The sequence below is a fragment of the Ruegeria sp. AD91A genome (assembly GCF_003443535.1).
In the GTDB taxonomy this organism is placed as follows: domain Bacteria; phylum Pseudomonadota; class Alphaproteobacteria; order Rhodobacterales; family Rhodobacteraceae; genus Ruegeria.
Map to the genome: position 1 here is coordinate 2780931 of NZ_CP031946.1, position 16741 is coordinate 2797671.

A 16741-nucleotide genomic window follows, 5' to 3' on the forward strand; every position below is an offset into this window, starting at 1 on the left:
TCAGCGCATCAGCGCTTTGAGTGCGCCACGCACACGCTCATCTTCACTCTCGAGAAAACTTTGCCCCAGCTCATAGGCGCGCTGGATTTCCACCAATCGGGTCACCTGCTGAATGGCGTTCACGTTTGACCCTTCGAGAAAGCGATGCAAAACCACCGGCTCATCGACCGGATCAATTGCGCCATCAGTACGGAAACGTTTGTTCCCTTCGCGTACAAGTTCGCTCGTGTCGGCGACGTTGAAAACGCCCAGCTGACCCAGAAGTTGACCATTCACACTCAGCGTTCCGTCGCTGCCGACATCGATTGACGCGGCATCAGGCGGGATAAACACGGGGGCGCCATTGGCATCGAGCACACGTGCGCCATCCATTGAAACCAGATCGCCATCAGCATTTGGAGAAAAGCTGCCAGCCCGCGTCAGCCGGTTGCCATCCTGGGTTTCGACCATGAAGAACCCGTCGCCTTCGATAGCGAAATCAAATTGCCCGCCGGTTTGCGTAAGCACACCCTGTTGCATCGACGTATTTCGCGCCTCGGCCCGGCTCATGGAGAGGGAGGGGCTGTTCGGCACAACCTGAATGAACTCTGAGAACACTAACCCCTGCTGGCGATAGCCGGTCGTGTTGGCATTTGCGATGTTATTCGCAACCAGGCGCATTTCATTCATCAGCCCGGACTGGCGGGACAAGGTGACATAGGCGGTGTCCATCAGCGACCTCCTGCGATCAATGGAACAAGCGTTCCGGTGAAAAACGTAACCAAGGTTTGAGTCATGAACCCCATCGAGATCCAGAACACGACGACGATGGCGATCAGTTTGGGAACGAAGGTCAGCGTCATTTCCTGTATCGACGTCAGCGCCTGGAACAGACCGACGATCAGACCCGAAACCAGAGCAACCGCCAGAATCGGAACCGATGTGATGACCGCGATCCAGAGGGCCTGACGCACGATGTCAAAGAAAAGACCTTCGCTCAGCATGGTATCAGACCGGCATCCGCAGGATTTCCTGATAGGCCTCGACCACCTTGTTGCGAACGATCACAGCTGTCTCAACGGCCAGTTCGGTCTGTGCCAGCGCCTGCACAAGCGCGTGCGGGTCGGCTTGCCCGACCATCGCGGTCTGCGACATCTGCTCGCTGTGTCTCAGCGTGGATGCAAAGTCCTGAAAACCTGCCTTCAGTCCCTGCACCATGCCCGAGTGATCGGGGTCGGCCTGGGTTGCAGGACGTGCACCGGCATAATTCTGCGCGGCGGTTAAGGATCGGATGTCCATTCTGGCTGTCCCTTTATTTTCTGAGCAATTCCATCAACGACGACGACATTTGCCGTGTTTGATCGAACATCTTGAGGTTGGCTTCATAACTCCGCTGCGCCTCGCGCGCGTCAGCGATTTCGATCATCAGATCGACATTCGATCCCCGATAGTGGCCACTGGCATCTGCCATCGGGTGGCCGGGGTCGAAAATTCGTGTCAGGTCGCGTCGATCAAGCTTTACACGACCGGCTTGCACCACGTTCTGACCATCTTTTTCGATGGTCTCAAACGGCACTGTCTTGCGCCGATACCCGGGCGTATCCGCATTCGATATATTTTCGGACACGTGGCGCAACCGGGCTGCCTGCGCACGCAGGGCGCTGGCGGATGCAGCCAATGAGTGGGAAAAATCGCTCATCCTCGGCCTCCTTATCCACGTCCCAGACTGGTGCGAAGGATGTTCATCGAGGATTTGTAGATCGCCAACGCGCGGTCGTGCTGTCGTTTTACCTCGACCGATTTCAGCATCTCTTCTTCAAGCGATACGCCGTTGCCATTTGGATCACCCGACGGAGCGGCCTGGTGCTCTGCCCAGGGCTGCGCACCCGTGCCGCCGTGCAGATGACCACGCCGCGTGGCCACCATGGTCACTTCGCGTCCTGAGGTTTCAAGTGCTTTATGGAAGGGCTCAATATCGCGCGGCTGGTAGCCCGGCGTATCCGCATTGGCCATGTTGCGCGCAATCACCGCCTGCCGTTGCCCGGCATGGGTTGCCATTGCGTACGCGGTCTTAAGGACGTTCAAGTCATAGAACATCGGGGCTTCTCCCTCGATCAATTTCAACCAAGGCTTAACCCCGATTCCTTTAGAAACCGTTTTCAGAACCCAATTGGAGAACCTAAGATGTCCGATCTCGACCCGATGCTTCTGAAACATGAATTCGATCGGATGACTTCGATCCGCCACGTGGGCCTGGTCAGCGGCGTCGCACAAGGGTTGATCGAGATCAGTGGCCTCAACGAACATGCGCGAATCGGAGACTTGCTTACATTGCGGCGGCGCGCGGGGCCCGATCTGGCCGGTGAAGTGCTGCATGTGTGTGCAGACCATATCCATATGATACCGGGTGCCGCCCTGGATGGTGTCAGCCTCGGGGATCGCGTGTATCTCGATCCCTCGCCGGGATTCGCGCCCGCATTGCACTGGCTTGGGCGCGTCATTGATCCGTTTGGCAAACCGCTGGACGGAAAACCCCTGCTGAACGGGCCACAGGATCGCGATATCATGCAGGCACCCCCGCCTGCGGTGGCGCGCAAGCCATTGGGAAAGCGGATGGCCACCGGACTATCCGTTCTCAACACCATGCTGCCGATTGTGCGCGGTCAACGCGTTGGGCTGTTTGCGGGATCGGGTGTGGGGAAATCAACGTTGCTGTCGACGCTGGCGCGCTTCATGCAGGCTGACGTGGTTGTGGTGGCTCTCGTCGGCGAACGTGGGCGTGAAGTGAACGAGTTTGTTGCCCGCGCTATTGGTCCGGAAGCCATGAAGCGCACTATCGTGGTCGCCGCAACGTCCGACCAGTCTGCATTGGCGCGCAGACGGTGCGCGTGGTCGGCCATGTCAGCGGCAGAGTTTCTGCGGGATCTGGGGCTGAACGTTCTGTTTCTGGCCGATTCGGTAACCCGTTTCGCGGAAGCGCACCGTGAAATCGCCGTTGCCATGGGCGAATCTCCTTCGCTCCGAGGATATCCACCCTCTGTCACCCCGCTGATTGCCAATCTGTGTGAACGCGCAGGCCCCGGCACGCAGGAGCACGGTGATATCACCGCCGTATTCAGCGTCCTGGTCGCGGGTTCCGACATGGATGAACCCATCGCCGACATTCTGCGCGGTGTATTGGACGGGCATATCGTGCTCAGCCGCGAGATTGCCGAACGCGGGCGCTTCCCGGCCATCGACCTCAGCAAATCCGTATCCCGCAGCCTTCCAGAGGCCGCGTCCGAGGCCGAGAACCAGATGATCAACGAAACCCGCAAACTTGTCGGCAGCTACGAACAATCCGAAGTCATGATAAAGGCCGGGCTGTATTCAGAAGGATCAGACCCGCTCTTGGATCAGGCCGTGCGCGTTCATGAGGAGTTGGACTCGTTTTTTAGCAAACCCGATTCCGAAGGGATTGAAAACAGCTTTAACCGCTTATCGTTGACTCTGCGCCGGGCTTCCGCCGGCCTGCCGCGTTAGCGAACTCTGAGCAGTTTTAAGTATTAAGGCCGCCTTAAGACCTGCACAGCTATTCAGATAGTCGGGTGATAAAAAGGTGGTGGAGATGGGTGCGCAAACCAATGCGGCGCAAATCATCATCAAGAAGAAGCGTGTATCGGGTGGCGATGGCCATCACGGTGGCGCGTGGAAAGTCGCGTATGCAGACTTTGTTACGGCCATGATGGCCTTCTTCATGTTGATGTGGCTGCTGAACGCAACAACGGAACAGCAACGAAAAGGGTTGGCAGATTATTTTGCGCCAACAATCCCGCTGAGCCCGGAATCCGGCGGCGGCGACGGAGCCTTTGGCGGCGACAGCATGTTGTCTGAAGACACGCTATTGCGAGACGGTCAGGGTGCCACGACCAGGCACCCGACCGAATCGCATCAAGCCCGTGGTTCAATCGGAGTGAATGCCGAAGGCGGCGGTAAAGGAAACAAGGAAGACTTCACTACGTTGGAGGCGCAACTGCTGGGGCGTACCGGTGAAAGCGAGGTCTCGGACAAACTGCTCAAGCATATCGTCACACGGGTCACCGATGAAGGTTTGGTGGTAGAACTGTTCGACACCGACGATCAGGCATTGTTCGAAGCAGACTCTGACAAACCAACCAGCTTTCTGCGGGCCCTGGCCCTGATCATCGCCCGGGCCTCGGATCTTGTTGTCAATTCGATGGCTGTCGAAGGGCATGTCAGTGCGTCTCCGGTTGTGCAGGCGCGCAACACAGCCTGGAATCTGTCCACCGCCAGGGCACAAACATTGCGTCAGTTACTGCAGGACAAGGGCGTTGAGGCACAAAGGATGGATCGTGTTACGGGCCATGCAGACAGAGAATTGTTATCCGACAATCCCATGGCTGCGCGAAACAACAGGATAGAAGTGATCTTCCTGCGCCAACCCTGAACTATAGAGCGCATTTTACATGTTAGCGCGCTGTTAAGGGGCTGTGCGTTACCTGTTGCACCAAAGACGGACGCAACAGAAGGGCGCACCCATGACCATTTCCTCTTCGCTCAATGCCGGTGTGGCGGCGCTGAAAGCCAATGCCAACAGGCTGGCGACGATATCCGACAACATCGCGAATTCTTCGACCTTTGGGTACAAACGGGTCGAGACGGATTTTCATTCAATGGTCACGTCCGGTCAGGGTGGCAGCTATTCGGCAGGCGGCGTGCGGACGACAAGCCAGCGCATGGTTGATCAGCGCGGGCCTCTGGTCACAACCAGCAACTCAACTGATCTGGCAGTACGGGGGCGCGGCATGTTGCCTGTGCGCCCCAGCTCTCAGGTCGGGAATAACTCGAACGAGATGTTGCTGACAACAACAGGGTCATTCCGTACCAATGAAGAAGGATATTTGGTCACCGAATCTGGCCTTGTTCTTCTGGGATGGCCCGCTGCACCAGATGGCACTATTCCACCAGTTTCGCGCGACACGCCTGCTGCGCTTGAACCCATTCAGCTGAGTGTCAACCAGTTATCGGGCGCGCCCACTACGCAAATGAACCTGCGTATGAACTTGCCGGCCACGGCGACAGATGCGGGTGCTCCGGGGGACGTTCAACCTTTGTCGGTTGAATATTTCGACAATCTCGGAAAATCCGAGAGCATCGATATTGAATTGATCCCAACTGTTCCCGCATCCGGCAGCAGCAACGAATGGACCATGGTCTTGCGTGACTCGGCCTCGGGCAGCGCGATCATTGGGGAATACACGTTGACCTTCACCGACAACCGAACGGCCGGCGGCACCTTGGCTAGCGTCACACCTGTTTCTGGCGGTGCTTATGACCCAGCAACGGGCAGTGTCATGGTCAATGTTGCCGGCGGACCGGTTGAGGTCAATATTGGCCTGATTGGGGATGCAGATGGCATAACCCAATTGTCCGACACGTTTGCACCTGTTTCGATCACACGTGATGGTTCTGCCGTTGGCACAATGACCAGCGTTCAGGTCGATGAGAACGGATATGTCTACGCGTTGTACGACACCGGCGTCAGCCGCCGAATGTACCAGATTCCGCTGGCAGATGTCCCCAATCCCAACGGCCTGACCGCGTTGGACAGCCAGACCTACGCGCCATCCCGTGAAAGCGGCACGTTCTTTCTTTGGAACGCGGGCGAAGGTCCTACCGGAGATCTCGTCTCGTTCGCGCGTGAAGAATCCACCACGGATGTGGCCACCGAGCTGACATCCTTGATCCAAACGCAACGCGCCTATTCTTCCAGCGCCACAGTAATCCAGACGGTGGACGAGATGCTGCAGGAAACGACAAACCTGAAACGTTGATCAAGCTCTGACCTAAAGAAGGGAGCGGCCTCATGAACATGTCAACAGCACTGAATAATGCATTGGGCGGGCTGACTGCGGCCAGTCGCGGGGCCGCTGTGGTGTCCGGAAACATCGCGAATGCGCTGACCCCCGGTTATGCGCGTCGGTCTCTCGAACTTACGACAAGTCCAATATCCGGAAATGGCGTCCGCACCGTTGGCGTGGTCCGGCATCAGGATCCGGTTTTGACCGCCAACAGACGTTCGTCTGACGCCGAACTCACCTTTCGATCGGCCATTTCGGATTTTCACTCGCAGTTCGAACAACTGGTGGGGTCTCCTGCCGACGGCCCTTCGCTATCTACCCGTCTGTCCTCGTTTGAAAACGCCTTTGTCACGGCGGCCAGTCTGCCTGACTCTATCGAACGGCTGGACCAGGTTGCACGTTCGGCCCGCGATCTGACCAATGAACTGAATGCAGCATCAGAGGGCGTGCGCCAGGCGCGCTCGGACGCAGATCGAAAAATCGGCGCTCAGATCGACAGCCTGAATCAGACTCTGAAAGATATCGAAGACCTGAATGCCAAGCTTCCCGCCATACAGAACTCTGGCGGTGACATCGGTGCCCTGTTGGATCAGCGACACGTCCTGATCGATCAGGTCAATGCCCTGATCCCGGTCAATGTCGTACCTCGCGCCAATGATCAGGTGTCGCTGTACTCAGAAGGTGGGTTGATCCTGCTGGAAGGCAAAGCCTCGGAATTCACGTTTTCTACGACCGGTGAAACAAAGCCCCACATGGCAGTGGCAAATGGTCTGTTGTCCGGTCTGGAAATGAACGGCAACCCGGTACGGACAAGCGGAGACAACGCTCAAATCCGCGGCGGGGCGCTGATGACGCAGTTCACCATCCGTGACGATTTATCGGTTGAGGCGCAGGTTCAGCTGGACACGGTTGCGCAAGACTTGATTGAGCGATTTGAAACGCCGGGTTTGGATATGTCGGTTCTTGCGACAGATCCCGGTCTGTTTACCGATAGCGGCAACCGCTTTGATCCAGCATCTGTTGTCGGACTTGCATCACGGATCTCACTCAATTCGACGGTCGACCCTGACAATGGCGGGGACAGTTGGAAACTGCGCGCGGGTCTGGGTGCCGCAACACCGGGTGACCCCGGGCAGGCCGCACAACTGCGCGCGTTCGGGGACATATTAACCGACGCGCGTCCGATACCCGGCGGGCTGTTTGGTACGGGAAACATGCGCGCTGCCGAGTTGACCGAGGCCCTGTTGTCGAAAGCAGGCGCATACGCCCATGCCGCAGATCAGCGCAAGACTTTTGCAAACAGCTTCCAGCAGCAAATGGCGCAGATCGAGGCCGCCCAGGGCGTGGATTCCGATCAGGAACTGCAACGGCTCATGCAGATCGAACAGACATATGCCGCAAACGCCCGTGTCATCTCGGTTGCTGACGAGCTTCTGGAAACTCTTCTGAGGTTGTGACCATGAACATCACTTCTATCGGCGATTTGGCGCGAGGAATGACCTTGCGAACCCGCGCAACAAATATCAAAACCCAGATCGAAACCCTCTCTCACGAGATGTCCACCGGGCAGGTAAAGGACATCTCGAGTCGGCTTGGCGGGGATTATTCACAAATTCTGGATCTCGACCGCAGCCTCTCCAGACTCGACGCCTTTGGCATCGCAACGTCCGAAGCGGCCCTGTTCACCGATGCCATGCAACTGAGCCTAAAAACCGTCGGAGATTCGGTTGGAGACATGACCGCGTCTTTACTGGCTTACGGAACCGCCAATCAGCCCGTTAATCATGAACAAGCGTCACAACAGGCCAAAAATGAGCTGGACACGATGATCTCGGCGCTGAACACACGTGTGGGTGGGCGTAGCCTGTTTTCCGGCACTGCCACTGATGTGTCGCCGCTGTCCTCTTCGGACGGTCTTCTGGCAGCGCTGAAGCCGCAGGTAACCGGGCTTGTCACCGTCTCCGATATCCGGCTGGCGGCGGATACCTGGTTCAACGACCCGGCAGGGTTTGACGCCATATTTTATCAGGGGTCAAGCAACACCCTGTCTCCGATGCAGATATCGGAAAACGAAAGCGTCACGCTGCCGATCACGGCAATGGACCCGGCGTTCAAGGCCTCTCTCAGGGATGTTGCAGTAGCCGCACTGGCCACTGACAGCACATTGGCGCTTTCTCCCGATCAACGCACCGCTTTGTTCACGCAGTTGGGTGTCGATCTGGCCAATGCACAGGATGCAACCGTGAAGCTCCGGGCAAAAGTCGGAGCGGCCGAAGCCCGCATTGAAGAGGCCGCAACACGCAATTCCGCAGCCCGAACCAGTCTGGAATTTAGCCGGAACGAACTGATCGCGGCCGATCCTTATGAGACGGCAGCGAAACTGCAAACGGTGCAATTTCAGTTGGAAAGCCTGTATTCCGTAACCGTTCGCAATGCGAATCTGTCTCTTGTAAATTTTCTGAGATGAGGGCGCTGATACTTCTCCTGATCCTCCTTCCCGGCATGGCCTGGGCAGGGGCAATCCGTCTCAAGGACCTCGTGGATTTTGATGGTGTCCGGGGCAACGATCTTGTGGGTTACGGTCTGGTTGTCGGTTTGAACGGAACCGGCGATGGGTTACGGAACGCGCCTTTCACCGAAGAAATCATGTCCAACATCCTTGAACGTCTTGGTGTTAACGTCACCGGTGAGGATTTCCGACCCAAAAACGTGGCGGCGGTATTGGTCACAGCCAGCCTGCCACCTTTTGCAAGGGTGGGTGGTCAAATCGATGTAACGGTTTCAGCCATAGGCGATTCCAACAGCCTGCTAGGCGGCACTCTGATCATGACCCCGCTGAACGCGGCCGACGGACAAATCTATGCGGTTGCACAGGGCACAATCCTTGCGGGCGGCGTTTCGGCTGAAGGAGAGGCAGCTTCAGTCGTGCGCGGGGTACCAACCTCGGGCGTTATTCCGTCCGGCGCAAGGGTCGAGCGTGAAATTGACTTCGACCTGTCAACCCTCACTCAAATGCGCCTTGCACTCAGAGAGCCCGATTTCACCACAGCCGCACGTATCGAAACCGCGATAAACACCGAGTTCAACAGAGCCGTGGCGATCATGCGGGATTCCGGTACGGTTGAGCTCAACGTCGCGGCGACGCAGGCAGTTTCAACAGCCCACGCCATAGGGCGCATTGAGAACATTCTGGTTGAACCGGAATCAAAAGCGCGTGTTGTTGTCGATCAACGCTCTGGTACCATTGTCATGGGACAGGAGGTCCGTATTTCGCGTGTGGCAGTCTCTCAAGGCAATCTGACGCTGACGGTTCAGGAGGCACCGATTGCGGTTCAGCCCAACCCGTTTGCCAGAGGTGAAACAGTGGTCGTGCCACGTACAATCGCAGGGATCGAGGAAGAAGAAGGGACCGGCCTCGCCGAAATCCCCGAGGCCACCACGTTGTCCGAGGTTGTCGCCGGTCTGAACGCGCTTGGGGTCTCGCCTCAGGACATGATCGACATTCTGAAAACGATCAAGGCAGCAGGCGCACTGCATGCGGAATTCATCGTCAGGTGAAGGGCCTGGATGGGCGCGCTGCTGGCACGCCCGCCAAAGCTGCGGTCTATTTCGATTTCCAGCTGTCCAGCCAGCGGCGAAACCTGTTGCGCCGCTCTTCAATGGCATCACCGGCTGCATATAGCCCGTCTTCCACGTTTTCGATCATCGGATCGATCCGAGCCTGCCGGAACCTGCGCCAACGCACCCATATCGCCCAGACCAACGCGGCAAAGATCGTCAGGAAGATGATATTGAACCAGGGAATGATCCGAACATCCGGCCCTTCTACATCTTCGATGAAAATGGCGTTGGGAAAGATCGACATGAATTCGTTTCGCCAACCATAATGGGTCACGACCACCCATTTCGGGTTTTCCTTGGTCGACTTAGCATCATTGGCCTCGGTATAGAGGTTCGCTGTGTCGAACTTGAAATACGGCGGCCAGCCCCAACCGGTATCCTCGTTTCGGTATACGATGGGTTTTCCGTTGGCCCGCACCGCCTGAATGAACTGCACATCCCGGTTGGACAGGCTGGTGGACTGATCTTCCGGCTCTGACCAGAATATCCGGGTCCAATCGTTCAGATCCTGCCGTTCTTCATAGGTATTCACGATGCGCACAATGTCATGCTGCGGCAGCGAATACTGCAGGATCACGGCAATCGTACCCCAGAAAATGATAATGAACGCCCATTTCACATAGGCCATGCCTAAACCCTCACATGTAATTCACGATGTAGATCATCGCGCCAATCGCCACCCACGGCACGATATAGACACCCAAGATCAGTTTACGCCGAAACGAGTTGTCATACACATGCAATCCGCGTTCGACAAAGGCTTCCTTGTTGCCCGTCTTGCCTTTTTCATCCCACCAGGTTTCCAGTTTGCGACGGCGCATCCCGCGCGAGTAGAAAGACAGTGCGAAATAGGTAACCGTCTGGATCACCAACAAGATCAGCAAAAGGCGCAACAATCCGAACATATCAGCCTTTCCTCACCGAACCCCACGGGCCGACCCGTGCGATTATGTCATCGCTGACCCGATCGTCGCCGTTCATATCCGGTTCATGCCCGAAAAGCGCGGCGCGGGCGCCTTGCTTGTCCACCTGATACTCGCGTGCAAGGAAATCGGCAACATAGGCTTTCTTGCTCTCGGGCCATCTGGAATACGTGCTGTAGAACAGCTCCTTGTGGCAGATGAACATCTGGCGCGGGTCCAGCGGGGCCAGTTCGGCCAGTAACATGTTTACCAGATCACGGTTCGGCGTATTCGCGGCGCGTAACGTATAGAAATAGGCCGGATGGTCCGAAGTGATACGCGGCCACGGCCCCCCGTCACTCGCCCAGCGCAGCAGTTGCGCCAGACCGTGATAGGCATCAGGCAGGCGATCCGAGTGGTTTCGCGCCAGTCGCCGCATGTCGCTGCGGTCCGACCCGGTCAGGTCGACATCCGCATCCGCCGCTGCGTCAACGGTCAGGAAATCCATCTTCTGTTGCAGGATCGCGGCGGCATCCACGCCGCGCGCCTTGACGATCGGTTCGACCAGATCGTTGTAATCCAGAAACTTGGCGATTTGGTTTCGCTGTGACGGATCAAACGTGTACTTGATCGGCAGGTCGTCGGGCTTTTCGCCCATGCAGATCACGGCCGGGTGGTCTATGTCCGGAAACAAATACAGCCCACCAAAATGGGCCGTCCAGAAATTGCGCTGGTCAAACGTCGTATGGCGCAGGCGGACCGGATTGCGTGTGACATCACCGGTTTCCCTAGCGGTTTCGATCATCTTCGCGATCAGAACGTCGTCGAACCATGCATCCTCTTCGGATTTGAACTGTTCCACCATCCCCGCCAATTGCTGTGCCTTGCGCAGGGTGCCGCCTGCGGTATCGGCCTCGATATCGATCTTGCGCAGGTTCAGCAGATCGCGGGGCGTGGTGAGTTTGATGACCGAGTTCACCAGCTCTCCGGCCACCGCATCGGTGGCGGTCAGGGCGAAAAGCTGCGCCTCGTTCATCTCGATGAACTCGCGCAGGATATCGCGCGAGGTCGAGAATTTGACGTTCAGCAGAGGCGCGCGTTTCTGTTCGGTCGTCAGCAGGATGAATTGCCGGTTGACCCCGTTGGGGTTGAGGTAAAGCTCGTCCTCCAGCTCAATCCCCACCTCCGGCGAATAGCCCGAGATATCGACATGGAAATCCGTCAACGCCGTGGTCTTGCCCGCCAGATGCTGCAACGCGCGGTTATACCGCTCGACCAGAGCCGGGCTGGAGATGTGGACGAGATTGCCGAACATCAGGCCTTTTTTGATGAGGCGGATCATGTTCTTTCGCCTTCAAGCATGTGTGCATTCTTTATGTCGTGCTTCAAGCGCTCCCATTCATGTTTCAATATCTTTTGCGAAACCTCTCGGAGCGCAACCAACTCGCTCATATCAGGATCTTCGGCTCCAAACTCGCCCGACGCGCTTTTTAGATGCTCTCGTAAACTGTCATAATTCGGATCCTTTGGATTGAGCCGCAGTAGAATACGAGAAGCCAACTCAACTTCTTCTCGCATGCTCTCTGGCCCACTTTCAGTGCTTACCAAAGACGAGAAAACCGCTAAGTCATCTCTTAGATCATCAATCCATTTCTTCCTCATTTCGGCAATCTTCATTTCTGTAGATATTAGGCGGTTTGCCGCCTCTCGCTTTTCAGATGACCTATTTGAAAGATGAGTAGTCAACAAAGCCAAACCGGAGACTAGAAACAATGTGCCCAAAGAAATAATTGTCCCGTCAAATTCTGATACCGCACTTTCGAATTTCTGCGCAAAAGATCCGGGGTACGACTGCAAAAGCAGCAGAAGTGGTGGGATTAATATCAGCACCGCCAACAAGAAAAAGACTATCGCCAAGTCCTTCACCCCTTCCCCTCCAGATACCGCCGTTTGGCTTCTTCCATCCGGCCCATCTCACGCACCGCGTTCTCAATGGCGACCTCGTCGCTTTTGTCGGCATAGCGGAATTCGCTGTCGGCGTAGCGGTTGATCTCTTGCATCACCATTTCCACCGTGATCGGCTGGCGCAGGTCTTCAATCATGGCCTTCTTGGTGTCGTAGTCGCGGAACAGGAACAGGTCGGGGTTTTCCATCCACTCGTCAGGCAGTTCGAAATCCATCGCGCGGACCTTGACGGCGTCGGTGATGTTCTTGATCGCGCGGCCGGTAAAGCGCTCATCCGCCTGCTGGATTGCCTTGAGATAGGTGCCCATCTTGGCAATCGTATCCATCTGGCCGATATCGCCGGACACCCGGTCATAAACCTGCAGCAGAGCGTCCTCATGCGGGCGCGAGTGGCTTTCGAAACTGGCGGCGACGGCCTTCTTGATTTCCTGCGCGGCGTAGGCTTCGTGTTCGCCCAGCGGGATGTCGTGGTCGCGGCCCATCAGCAGGTGCAGGATGTCGATGTAATCCTCGCGCGTTTGCGGCCCATCCACCAGGAACCGCGCGCCCGCCCGTTGACGCAAGGCGTCGTCCACATTCTCGGGGTAGTTCGAGAACATGCCAAAGGTGCAGTTGCCGCGTACAACGGTGTTGGCGCCGGCAAAGCTCTCCATCAATACGGCGGTAATTTCCAGTTGCCCAGCTGACGACTGCCGGTCGCCGCGTTTACCCGCCAGCTGGTCGATATCATCGATGGTACCAAAGCCGATGACCGAGGGGTCGATGATCGTGTTGATAAACGCCTTGGCGTTCTGGCCGGATTTACCCTGATAGCTGTCGATATTGTCGGTGCTCAGGTTCTGATAGCGGAATGGATAGCCCGCGTTCTGGCAATAGTCGTTGATCAGCCCTGCCATCATCTGGATCAGGGTGGTCTTGCCGGTGCCCGGTTTGCCATCGCCCATGAAAGTAAAGATGAACCCGCCAAGCTCGGCAAACGGGTTCAGGCGGCGGTCGAAGTCATAGGCCATCACCATCTTGGCCAGCTTCATCGCCTGATACTTGGCGATGTGGTTGCCGACCACTTCGTTCGGTTTCTTGAACGTCATGGTCAAAGTGGTGGATTTGGCTTTTGAGGCCGGCTCAAAACCCCTGATCGTCAGATCATCGGCCTCGATATGCCAGGCGGCGTTCTGGAACGGGGCCAGATGGCCCGCGGATTGGGCGCGCAGGGCGGTCTTTTCCATCAGTTGTTCGGCATAGGCGCTGGTGGCGGCAATCAGGTGGGCATCGTCGGGGGCGTGTTTGGCCAGTGTCTGATCCAGCTCCCACAACGCACCGTGCAGGGCCAATTGACCATTGTCGGTCAGAACCTCTTCGATCTCATCGAGGTCAACCGTGGTTTCGCCCAGATGCGAGGACATCAGATAGGCCAGCGCATTGCCGAAGGTGTGCGAGGTGATCAAAGCCTCGGCCGTCAGCAGTTCCGAGAATTCGGTCTTGCGCGCGGCAGGCAGGTCACCGGCGAGGTTTGCGCGTTTAAGGTCGGACAGCGGGGTTTGTTCCGCATAAGCCTCGGCCACGGCCAGAGCGATGGCAATGGCCCGGCGAATGGCCTGCTGTGTGGTGGCCTGTGGCGGCGAGACCAGCGCATCGCCATCATCCGACGCCTCAATCCGTTCGACCAGATGTACACCATCCGCGCGTGCCGTACGCCGAGTCACCAAACCCGGAGTCGTCGAGCGAAACCGCCGCCCGGTCGACACGCCCGGAGACCGTTCGACGGCGGCCGCAACGGGTTTGGCGATCCGCGGCGCGTGTTCGAACCCGTTCACCAAGGCGGTCGCTGCCGGATAATGCTTGCGGATATCGTCTTCGCGCAGTTCCATCTGGTCTGACGTCAAACTCATTTCAAAATCGCCTTTGCATTTCTCAATATTTCAAAACCTGCCCAGCCTTGCTGACGACGAACTTGCGCACATCGGCAAAGCCTGGCGGGTTTCGTTCGGCCAGCACCTGAAACGGGCGCTGGGGCAGAATGATGGATCGCTGGGTGCGCGTGGCCCCTGTTTCCACCCCCTGCCCGCCGAACGGGTCCAGTGCGAAGACCTCGCGCTCGACCGTGGAAAACCACCCGGCGCGCTCTTCGATCACTTCTTCGCTTTGCAGCTCTTCAGTGGTCCAGGCCAGCGCCCAGTCTTCACCCTGCGGAGATTGCGCGTCCTCCAGCACTTGCCGCAGGGGGCCGGACTGCTCGGTGTAGGCTGAGGAATACATCGGTCCCACATGAATGCGGCGCAAATGCTTGGGATGGAGGTCGTCGAAATCCTGATCGAACCCTTTGGCGATCGTCACCAGTTTCAAACCGCCCAGCGCTTGCGCCATCAGATGCGCCTGTACTTCGGGCCAGCGACGTTGATCTTTGGGCAAAGCGGTCTTGCCGCTATCCTCAAGCTGCATCAGGTAAATGACCGGCAGGTTGATCTGGCTGTCATAAACCGCCCAGTGGATCATGAACTTGCGCCGCTCGCCCTCATTCCCGATCCAGTGGCATTCGGGATCGTTGCGGGCCCAGAACAGCTGACCCTTCAGCAATTCCTCGTAATAGAGCCTTTGGGACAGCGCGAATTGCAGTTTGGTGGGGATTTCCTGTTCGCTGATGATGGTGCGCACCATGTCGGTCTTAAGGTCATCTTCCGAGGGCATATTCGCCAGATGCACCTGCGCTTGCTGCGCGTCATTGGCCATGGTCAGCAGCTCGGCCGCCACCGGAAACCCGCTGTCGCGCTTGTCCATGGCAAGACTGCCAAAGAACCGCCCGGTATCGCGCCCGACCAGCAGGTATTTCATGCTGAGCGCGCGGAAGGTGTAGAGCAGCCCCGAGAGGTAGCGCGACACGATCCGCACTTCTTGTTTCGAGATCGCGCCCTCCGCCTCCATCGTCGCGGCCACGCGCAGGAGGTGAACAGTGATCACCTCAAATTTGCGGAAATACCGTCGCGAGGCGAAAGTGTCGGTCAGGCCGACATGGTCTTGGGTGGGGTTAGTCATTATCCACGCGCTCTTTTCTTTGTCGGTGGCCGAATAACTTCTCATCAAGCTGTTCAAGCTTGATCAGACCGTTGGCGAACAAAACGCAGAGGCAGAATGTCGCCAAGAGAACACCCACTATCAGCACAAGTTTGATCACCAAGTGGTCTGGCGTCCAATCGGCTGTCAGAAGAAACAAAGTCAGGAACCCGCCGAAGACAACAAAGAGAATCCCTATCCTGAACCTGTAGCGTATTCCTTTTGGCTTGCCTTTGGAATGGAACGTCACTGAAGCGCATCACCCCCCGTACAAATTCTTATCATGCTTCTCGACAATCGAAGCAAACCGGCGGGCAAAGCGTTCATCTGCCTTGGCCTTTTTCTCCAGCACGTCGCGGGCAAAGACCATGTGGTCCTCATGCGCCTCAAGCATGTCGGCCATCTTCTGGTTGGTCGCGGTGCCGATTGAGGCCATGGCGGTTTGCGCCTCTTGATCGGTCTGCACACCGATCTCGTTGATGCGGTGGGCCACGTCCTGCTGCTGTGCAGTTTTCAGCGATTTGGTCAGGGCGTCATACAGCACCACGCGCTGTTGCGTGTCTGTCTGCAGCTTGTTGATCAGCACCATCTGTGTCGCCGCCTGGTTTTGCAGTGAATCGACCCAGGTCTTGCCCTTTTCGATATAGCGTTCCAGCGTTTGCGATTTGGCCAGCTTGACCTGCTCTTCCTGAACCTTGGCGTTGTATTGTTTGTTCAGCTCGGCCAATTCGGTTTCCAACTGCGTGCGCGCGGCGGCGTCCTGTTCGACGCTGATCTTGTTTTCCAGCGTAATAATGGCCGGGTCCATGCCCTGAATCTCAGCGCGTAAGGCTTCCAGCTCGGCCACGGTCGCCTCGCGATCGTCCAGCGTGCCGGTCAGGTTGTCCTCGACCTTGACGCGTTGTTCTTCCAGCACGGCCAACTGCCCTTCCAGTAGTTTGACGATCACGTCGGATTTGGCGATCAGGTCCTGCAGCTTGTCGTCGATATTGGCCGTGCGCATGCGTTCCTGCCGCATCGACTCGGATTTGCCTTTCGAGAAGATGCCGACAAAGGTCTCCCACCCGGATTTCGAGCGCATCTCGTCAAAATCCTTGGAAAAGGCGCTGGTGACGTCGTCCAGACCCATGATCAGCTCGGCGATATTGGCGTTCATCACCTCGGTATGGGCATGCACATCCTCGAGCGTGGCGTTTTCGATGTCGATATCGGCCTCGGCGGTGCCTATCTTGGCGCGGGCGGCTTCAATACGCGAGGTCAGCCCTTCGATCTGAGACTGGCTTTCGCGCACTTTGGTTTGCGTTTCCTGAATAAGCGCTTCGAATTGCTGGTTCGACATCTCTGCTGTCCTCTTTTTCTTTAATT

Annotated in this window: 18 protein-coding genes; 6 read left to right on the forward strand and 12 right to left on the reverse strand. The window is 57.1% G+C overall.

Features of this window, described 5'->3' with window-relative positions; all coding sequences use genetic code 11:
- From D1823_RS13965 to D1823_RS13985, 5 genes are read right to left on the reverse strand one after another with little or no spacing between them, the layout of a single operon-like run.
- A complete protein-coding gene (locus D1823_RS13965; RefSeq protein WP_205511846.1) occupies positions 1 to 711 on the reverse strand; it encodes a flagellar hook-basal body complex protein in 711 nt (236 codons plus the stop codon).
- Positions 711 to 983 (reverse strand): flagellar biosynthetic protein FliQ, encoded by a 273-nt coding sequence (locus D1823_RS13970; protein ID WP_117871005.1) that lies wholly within the window; start codon positions 981 to 983, stop codon positions 711 to 713. Before D1823_RS13970 ends, D1823_RS13965 begins: the two co-directional genes overlap by 1 nt.
- A gap of 4 nt (positions 984 to 987) precedes the next feature.
- A complete protein-coding gene (gene fliE, locus D1823_RS13975; RefSeq protein WP_117871007.1) occupies positions 988 to 1278 on the reverse strand; it encodes a flagellar hook-basal body complex protein FliE in 291 nt (96 codons plus the stop codon).
- Between the two features lie 13 nt (positions 1279 to 1291).
- Positions 1292 to 1678 carry a flagellar basal body rod protein FlgC gene (gene flgC, locus D1823_RS13980; RefSeq protein WP_117871009.1) on the reverse strand — a complete coding sequence of 129 codons (387 nt, stop codon included), beginning with the start codon at positions 1676 to 1678 and terminating at the stop codon, positions 1292 to 1294.
- Positions 1679 to 1689: 11 nt separating this feature from the next.
- Complete coding sequence (locus D1823_RS13985) at positions 1690 to 2076, reverse strand: FlgB family protein (protein ID WP_117871011.1); 387 nt, start codon at positions 2074 to 2076, stop codon at positions 1690 to 1692.
- A 105-nt stretch (positions 2077 to 2181) separates the two neighbouring features.
- Here D1823_RS13985 and D1823_RS13990 point away from each other — a divergent pair, with 105 nt between their 5' ends.
- The 6 genes from D1823_RS13990 (at position 2182) to D1823_RS14015 (ending at position 9398) form a co-directional block, all read left to right on the forward strand.
- Complete coding sequence (locus tag D1823_RS13990) at positions 2182 to 3501, forward strand: FliI/YscN family ATPase (protein WP_162896885.1); 1320 nt, start codon at positions 2182 to 2184, stop codon at positions 3499 to 3501.
- Between the two features lie 85 nt (positions 3502 to 3586).
- Positions 3587 to 4426, forward strand: coding sequence for a flagellar motor protein MotB (locus D1823_RS13995; protein WP_117871015.1), 840 nt, complete (start codon positions 3587 to 3589; stop codon positions 4424 to 4426).
- Positions 4427 to 4517: 91 nt separating this feature from the next.
- Entirely contained in the window at positions 4518 to 5813 is a 1296-nt protein-coding gene (locus D1823_RS14000) for a flagellar hook protein FlgE (protein WP_117871017.1), read from the forward strand.
- 32 nt (positions 5814 to 5845) lie between these two features.
- Positions 5846 to 7297, forward strand: a complete 1452-nt coding sequence (flgK, locus tag D1823_RS14005; RefSeq protein WP_117871019.1) for a flagellar hook-associated protein FlgK — start codon at positions 5846 to 5848, stop codon at positions 7295 to 7297.
- 2 nt (positions 7298 to 7299) lie between these two features.
- Positions 7300 to 8307: a flagellin gene (locus D1823_RS14010; RefSeq protein WP_117871021.1), complete on the forward strand. Its 1008-nt coding sequence runs from the start codon at positions 7300 to 7302 to the stop codon at positions 8305 to 8307.
- Positions 8304 to 9398: a flagellar basal body P-ring protein FlgI gene (locus tag D1823_RS14015; RefSeq protein ID WP_117871024.1), complete on the forward strand. Its 1095-nt coding sequence runs from the start codon at positions 8304 to 8306 to the stop codon at positions 9396 to 9398. Before D1823_RS14010 ends, D1823_RS14015 begins: the two co-directional genes overlap by 4 nt.
- A gap of 46 nt (positions 9399 to 9444) precedes the next feature.
- Here D1823_RS14015 and D1823_RS14020 read toward each other — a convergent pair whose 3' ends face one another.
- The 7 genes from D1823_RS14020 to D1823_RS14055 all read right to left on the reverse strand — a co-directional run bounded on the left by D1823_RS14020 (position 9445) and on the right by D1823_RS14055 (position 16715).
- A complete protein-coding gene (locus D1823_RS14020) occupies positions 9445 to 10089 on the reverse strand; it encodes a DUF1523 family protein (RefSeq protein ID WP_117871026.1) in 645 nt (214 codons plus the stop codon).
- 10 nt (positions 10090 to 10099) lie between these two features.
- The gene (locus D1823_RS14025) at positions 10100 to 10366 is read right to left on the reverse strand and encodes a hypothetical protein (RefSeq protein ID WP_117871028.1); all 267 of its coding nucleotides are present in this window, start codon (positions 10364 to 10366) and stop codon (positions 10100 to 10102) included.
- Between the two features lies 1 nt (position 10367).
- Positions 10368 to 11705, reverse strand: a complete 1338-nt coding sequence (locus tag D1823_RS14030) for a DUF6638 family protein (protein WP_117871030.1) — start codon at positions 11703 to 11705, stop codon at positions 10368 to 10370.
- Complete coding sequence (locus tag D1823_RS14035; RefSeq protein ID WP_117871032.1) at positions 11702 to 12289, reverse strand: hypothetical protein; 588 nt, start codon at positions 12287 to 12289, stop codon at positions 11702 to 11704. Before D1823_RS14035 ends, D1823_RS14030 begins: the two co-directional genes overlap by 4 nt.
- On the reverse strand, positions 12286 to 14217 hold the full coding sequence (locus tag D1823_RS14040) for an ATP-binding protein (protein ID WP_117871034.1): 1932 nt from the start codon (positions 14215 to 14217) through the stop codon (positions 12286 to 12288). The genes D1823_RS14035 and D1823_RS14040 overlap by 4 nt, the downstream gene beginning before the upstream one ends.
- A 22-nt stretch (positions 14218 to 14239) precedes the next feature.
- A complete protein-coding gene (locus tag D1823_RS14045; RefSeq protein WP_117871036.1) occupies positions 14240 to 15358 on the reverse strand; it encodes a hypothetical protein in 1119 nt (372 codons plus the stop codon).
- Positions 15359 to 15635: 277 nt separating this feature from the next.
- On the reverse strand, positions 15636 to 16715 hold the full coding sequence (locus tag D1823_RS14055) for a hypothetical protein (protein WP_117871040.1): 1080 nt from the start codon (positions 16713 to 16715) through the stop codon (positions 15636 to 15638).
- Between the last annotated feature and the right edge of the window lie 26 nt (positions 16716 to 16741).

Bases quoted from the DNA above. Each gene is read 5' to 3' on its own strand.
- D1823_RS13965 (WP_205511846.1), bottom strand. From the start codon at position 711: ATGGACACCGCCTATGTCACCTTGTCCCGCCAGTCCGGGCTGATGAAT.
- D1823_RS13970 (WP_117871005.1), bottom strand. From the start codon at position 983: ATGCTGAGCGAAGGTCTTTTCTTTGACATCGTGCGTCAGGCCCTCTGG.
- fliE (WP_117871007.1), bottom strand. From the start codon at position 1,278: ATGGACATCCGATCCTTAACCGCCGCGCAGAATTATGCCGGTGCACGT.
- flgC (WP_117871009.1), bottom strand. From the start codon at position 1,678: ATGAGCGATTTTTCCCACTCATTGGCTGCATCCGCCAGCGCCCTGCGT.
- D1823_RS13985 (WP_117871011.1), bottom strand. From the start codon at position 2,076: ATGTTCTATGACTTGAACGTCCTTAAGACCGCGTACGCAATGGCAACC.
- D1823_RS13990 (WP_162896885.1), top strand. From the start codon at position 2,182: ATGCTTCTGAAACATGAATTCGATCGGATGACTTCGATCCGCCACGTG.
- D1823_RS13995 (WP_117871015.1), top strand. From the start codon at position 3,587: ATGGGTGCGCAAACCAATGCGGCGCAAATCATCATCAAGAAGAAGCGT.
- D1823_RS14000 (WP_117871017.1), top strand. From the start codon at position 4,518: ATGACCATTTCCTCTTCGCTCAATGCCGGTGTGGCGGCGCTGAAAGCC.
- flgK (WP_117871019.1), top strand. From the start codon at position 5,846: ATGAACATGTCAACAGCACTGAATAATGCATTGGGCGGGCTGACTGCG.
- D1823_RS14010 (WP_117871021.1), top strand. From the start codon at position 7,300: ATGAACATCACTTCTATCGGCGATTTGGCGCGAGGAATGACCTTGCGA.
- D1823_RS14015 (WP_117871024.1), top strand. From the start codon at position 8,304: ATGAGGGCGCTGATACTTCTCCTGATCCTCCTTCCCGGCATGGCCTGG.
- D1823_RS14020 (WP_117871026.1), bottom strand. From the start codon at position 10,089: ATGGCCTATGTGAAATGGGCGTTCATTATCATTTTCTGGGGTACGATT.
- D1823_RS14025 (WP_117871028.1), bottom strand. From the start codon at position 10,366: ATGTTCGGATTGTTGCGCCTTTTGCTGATCTTGTTGGTGATCCAGACG.
- D1823_RS14030 (WP_117871030.1), bottom strand. From the start codon at position 11,705: ATGATCCGCCTCATCAAAAAAGGCCTGATGTTCGGCAATCTCGTCCAC.
- D1823_RS14040 (WP_117871034.1), bottom strand. From the start codon at position 14,217: ATGAGTTTGACGTCAGACCAGATGGAACTGCGCGAAGACGATATCCGC.
- D1823_RS14045 (WP_117871036.1), bottom strand. From the start codon at position 15,358: ATGACTAACCCCACCCAAGACCATGTCGGCCTGACCGACACTTTCGCC.
- D1823_RS14055 (WP_117871040.1), bottom strand. From the start codon at position 16,715: ATGTCGAACCAGCAATTCGAAGCGCTTATTCAGGAAACGCAAACCAAA.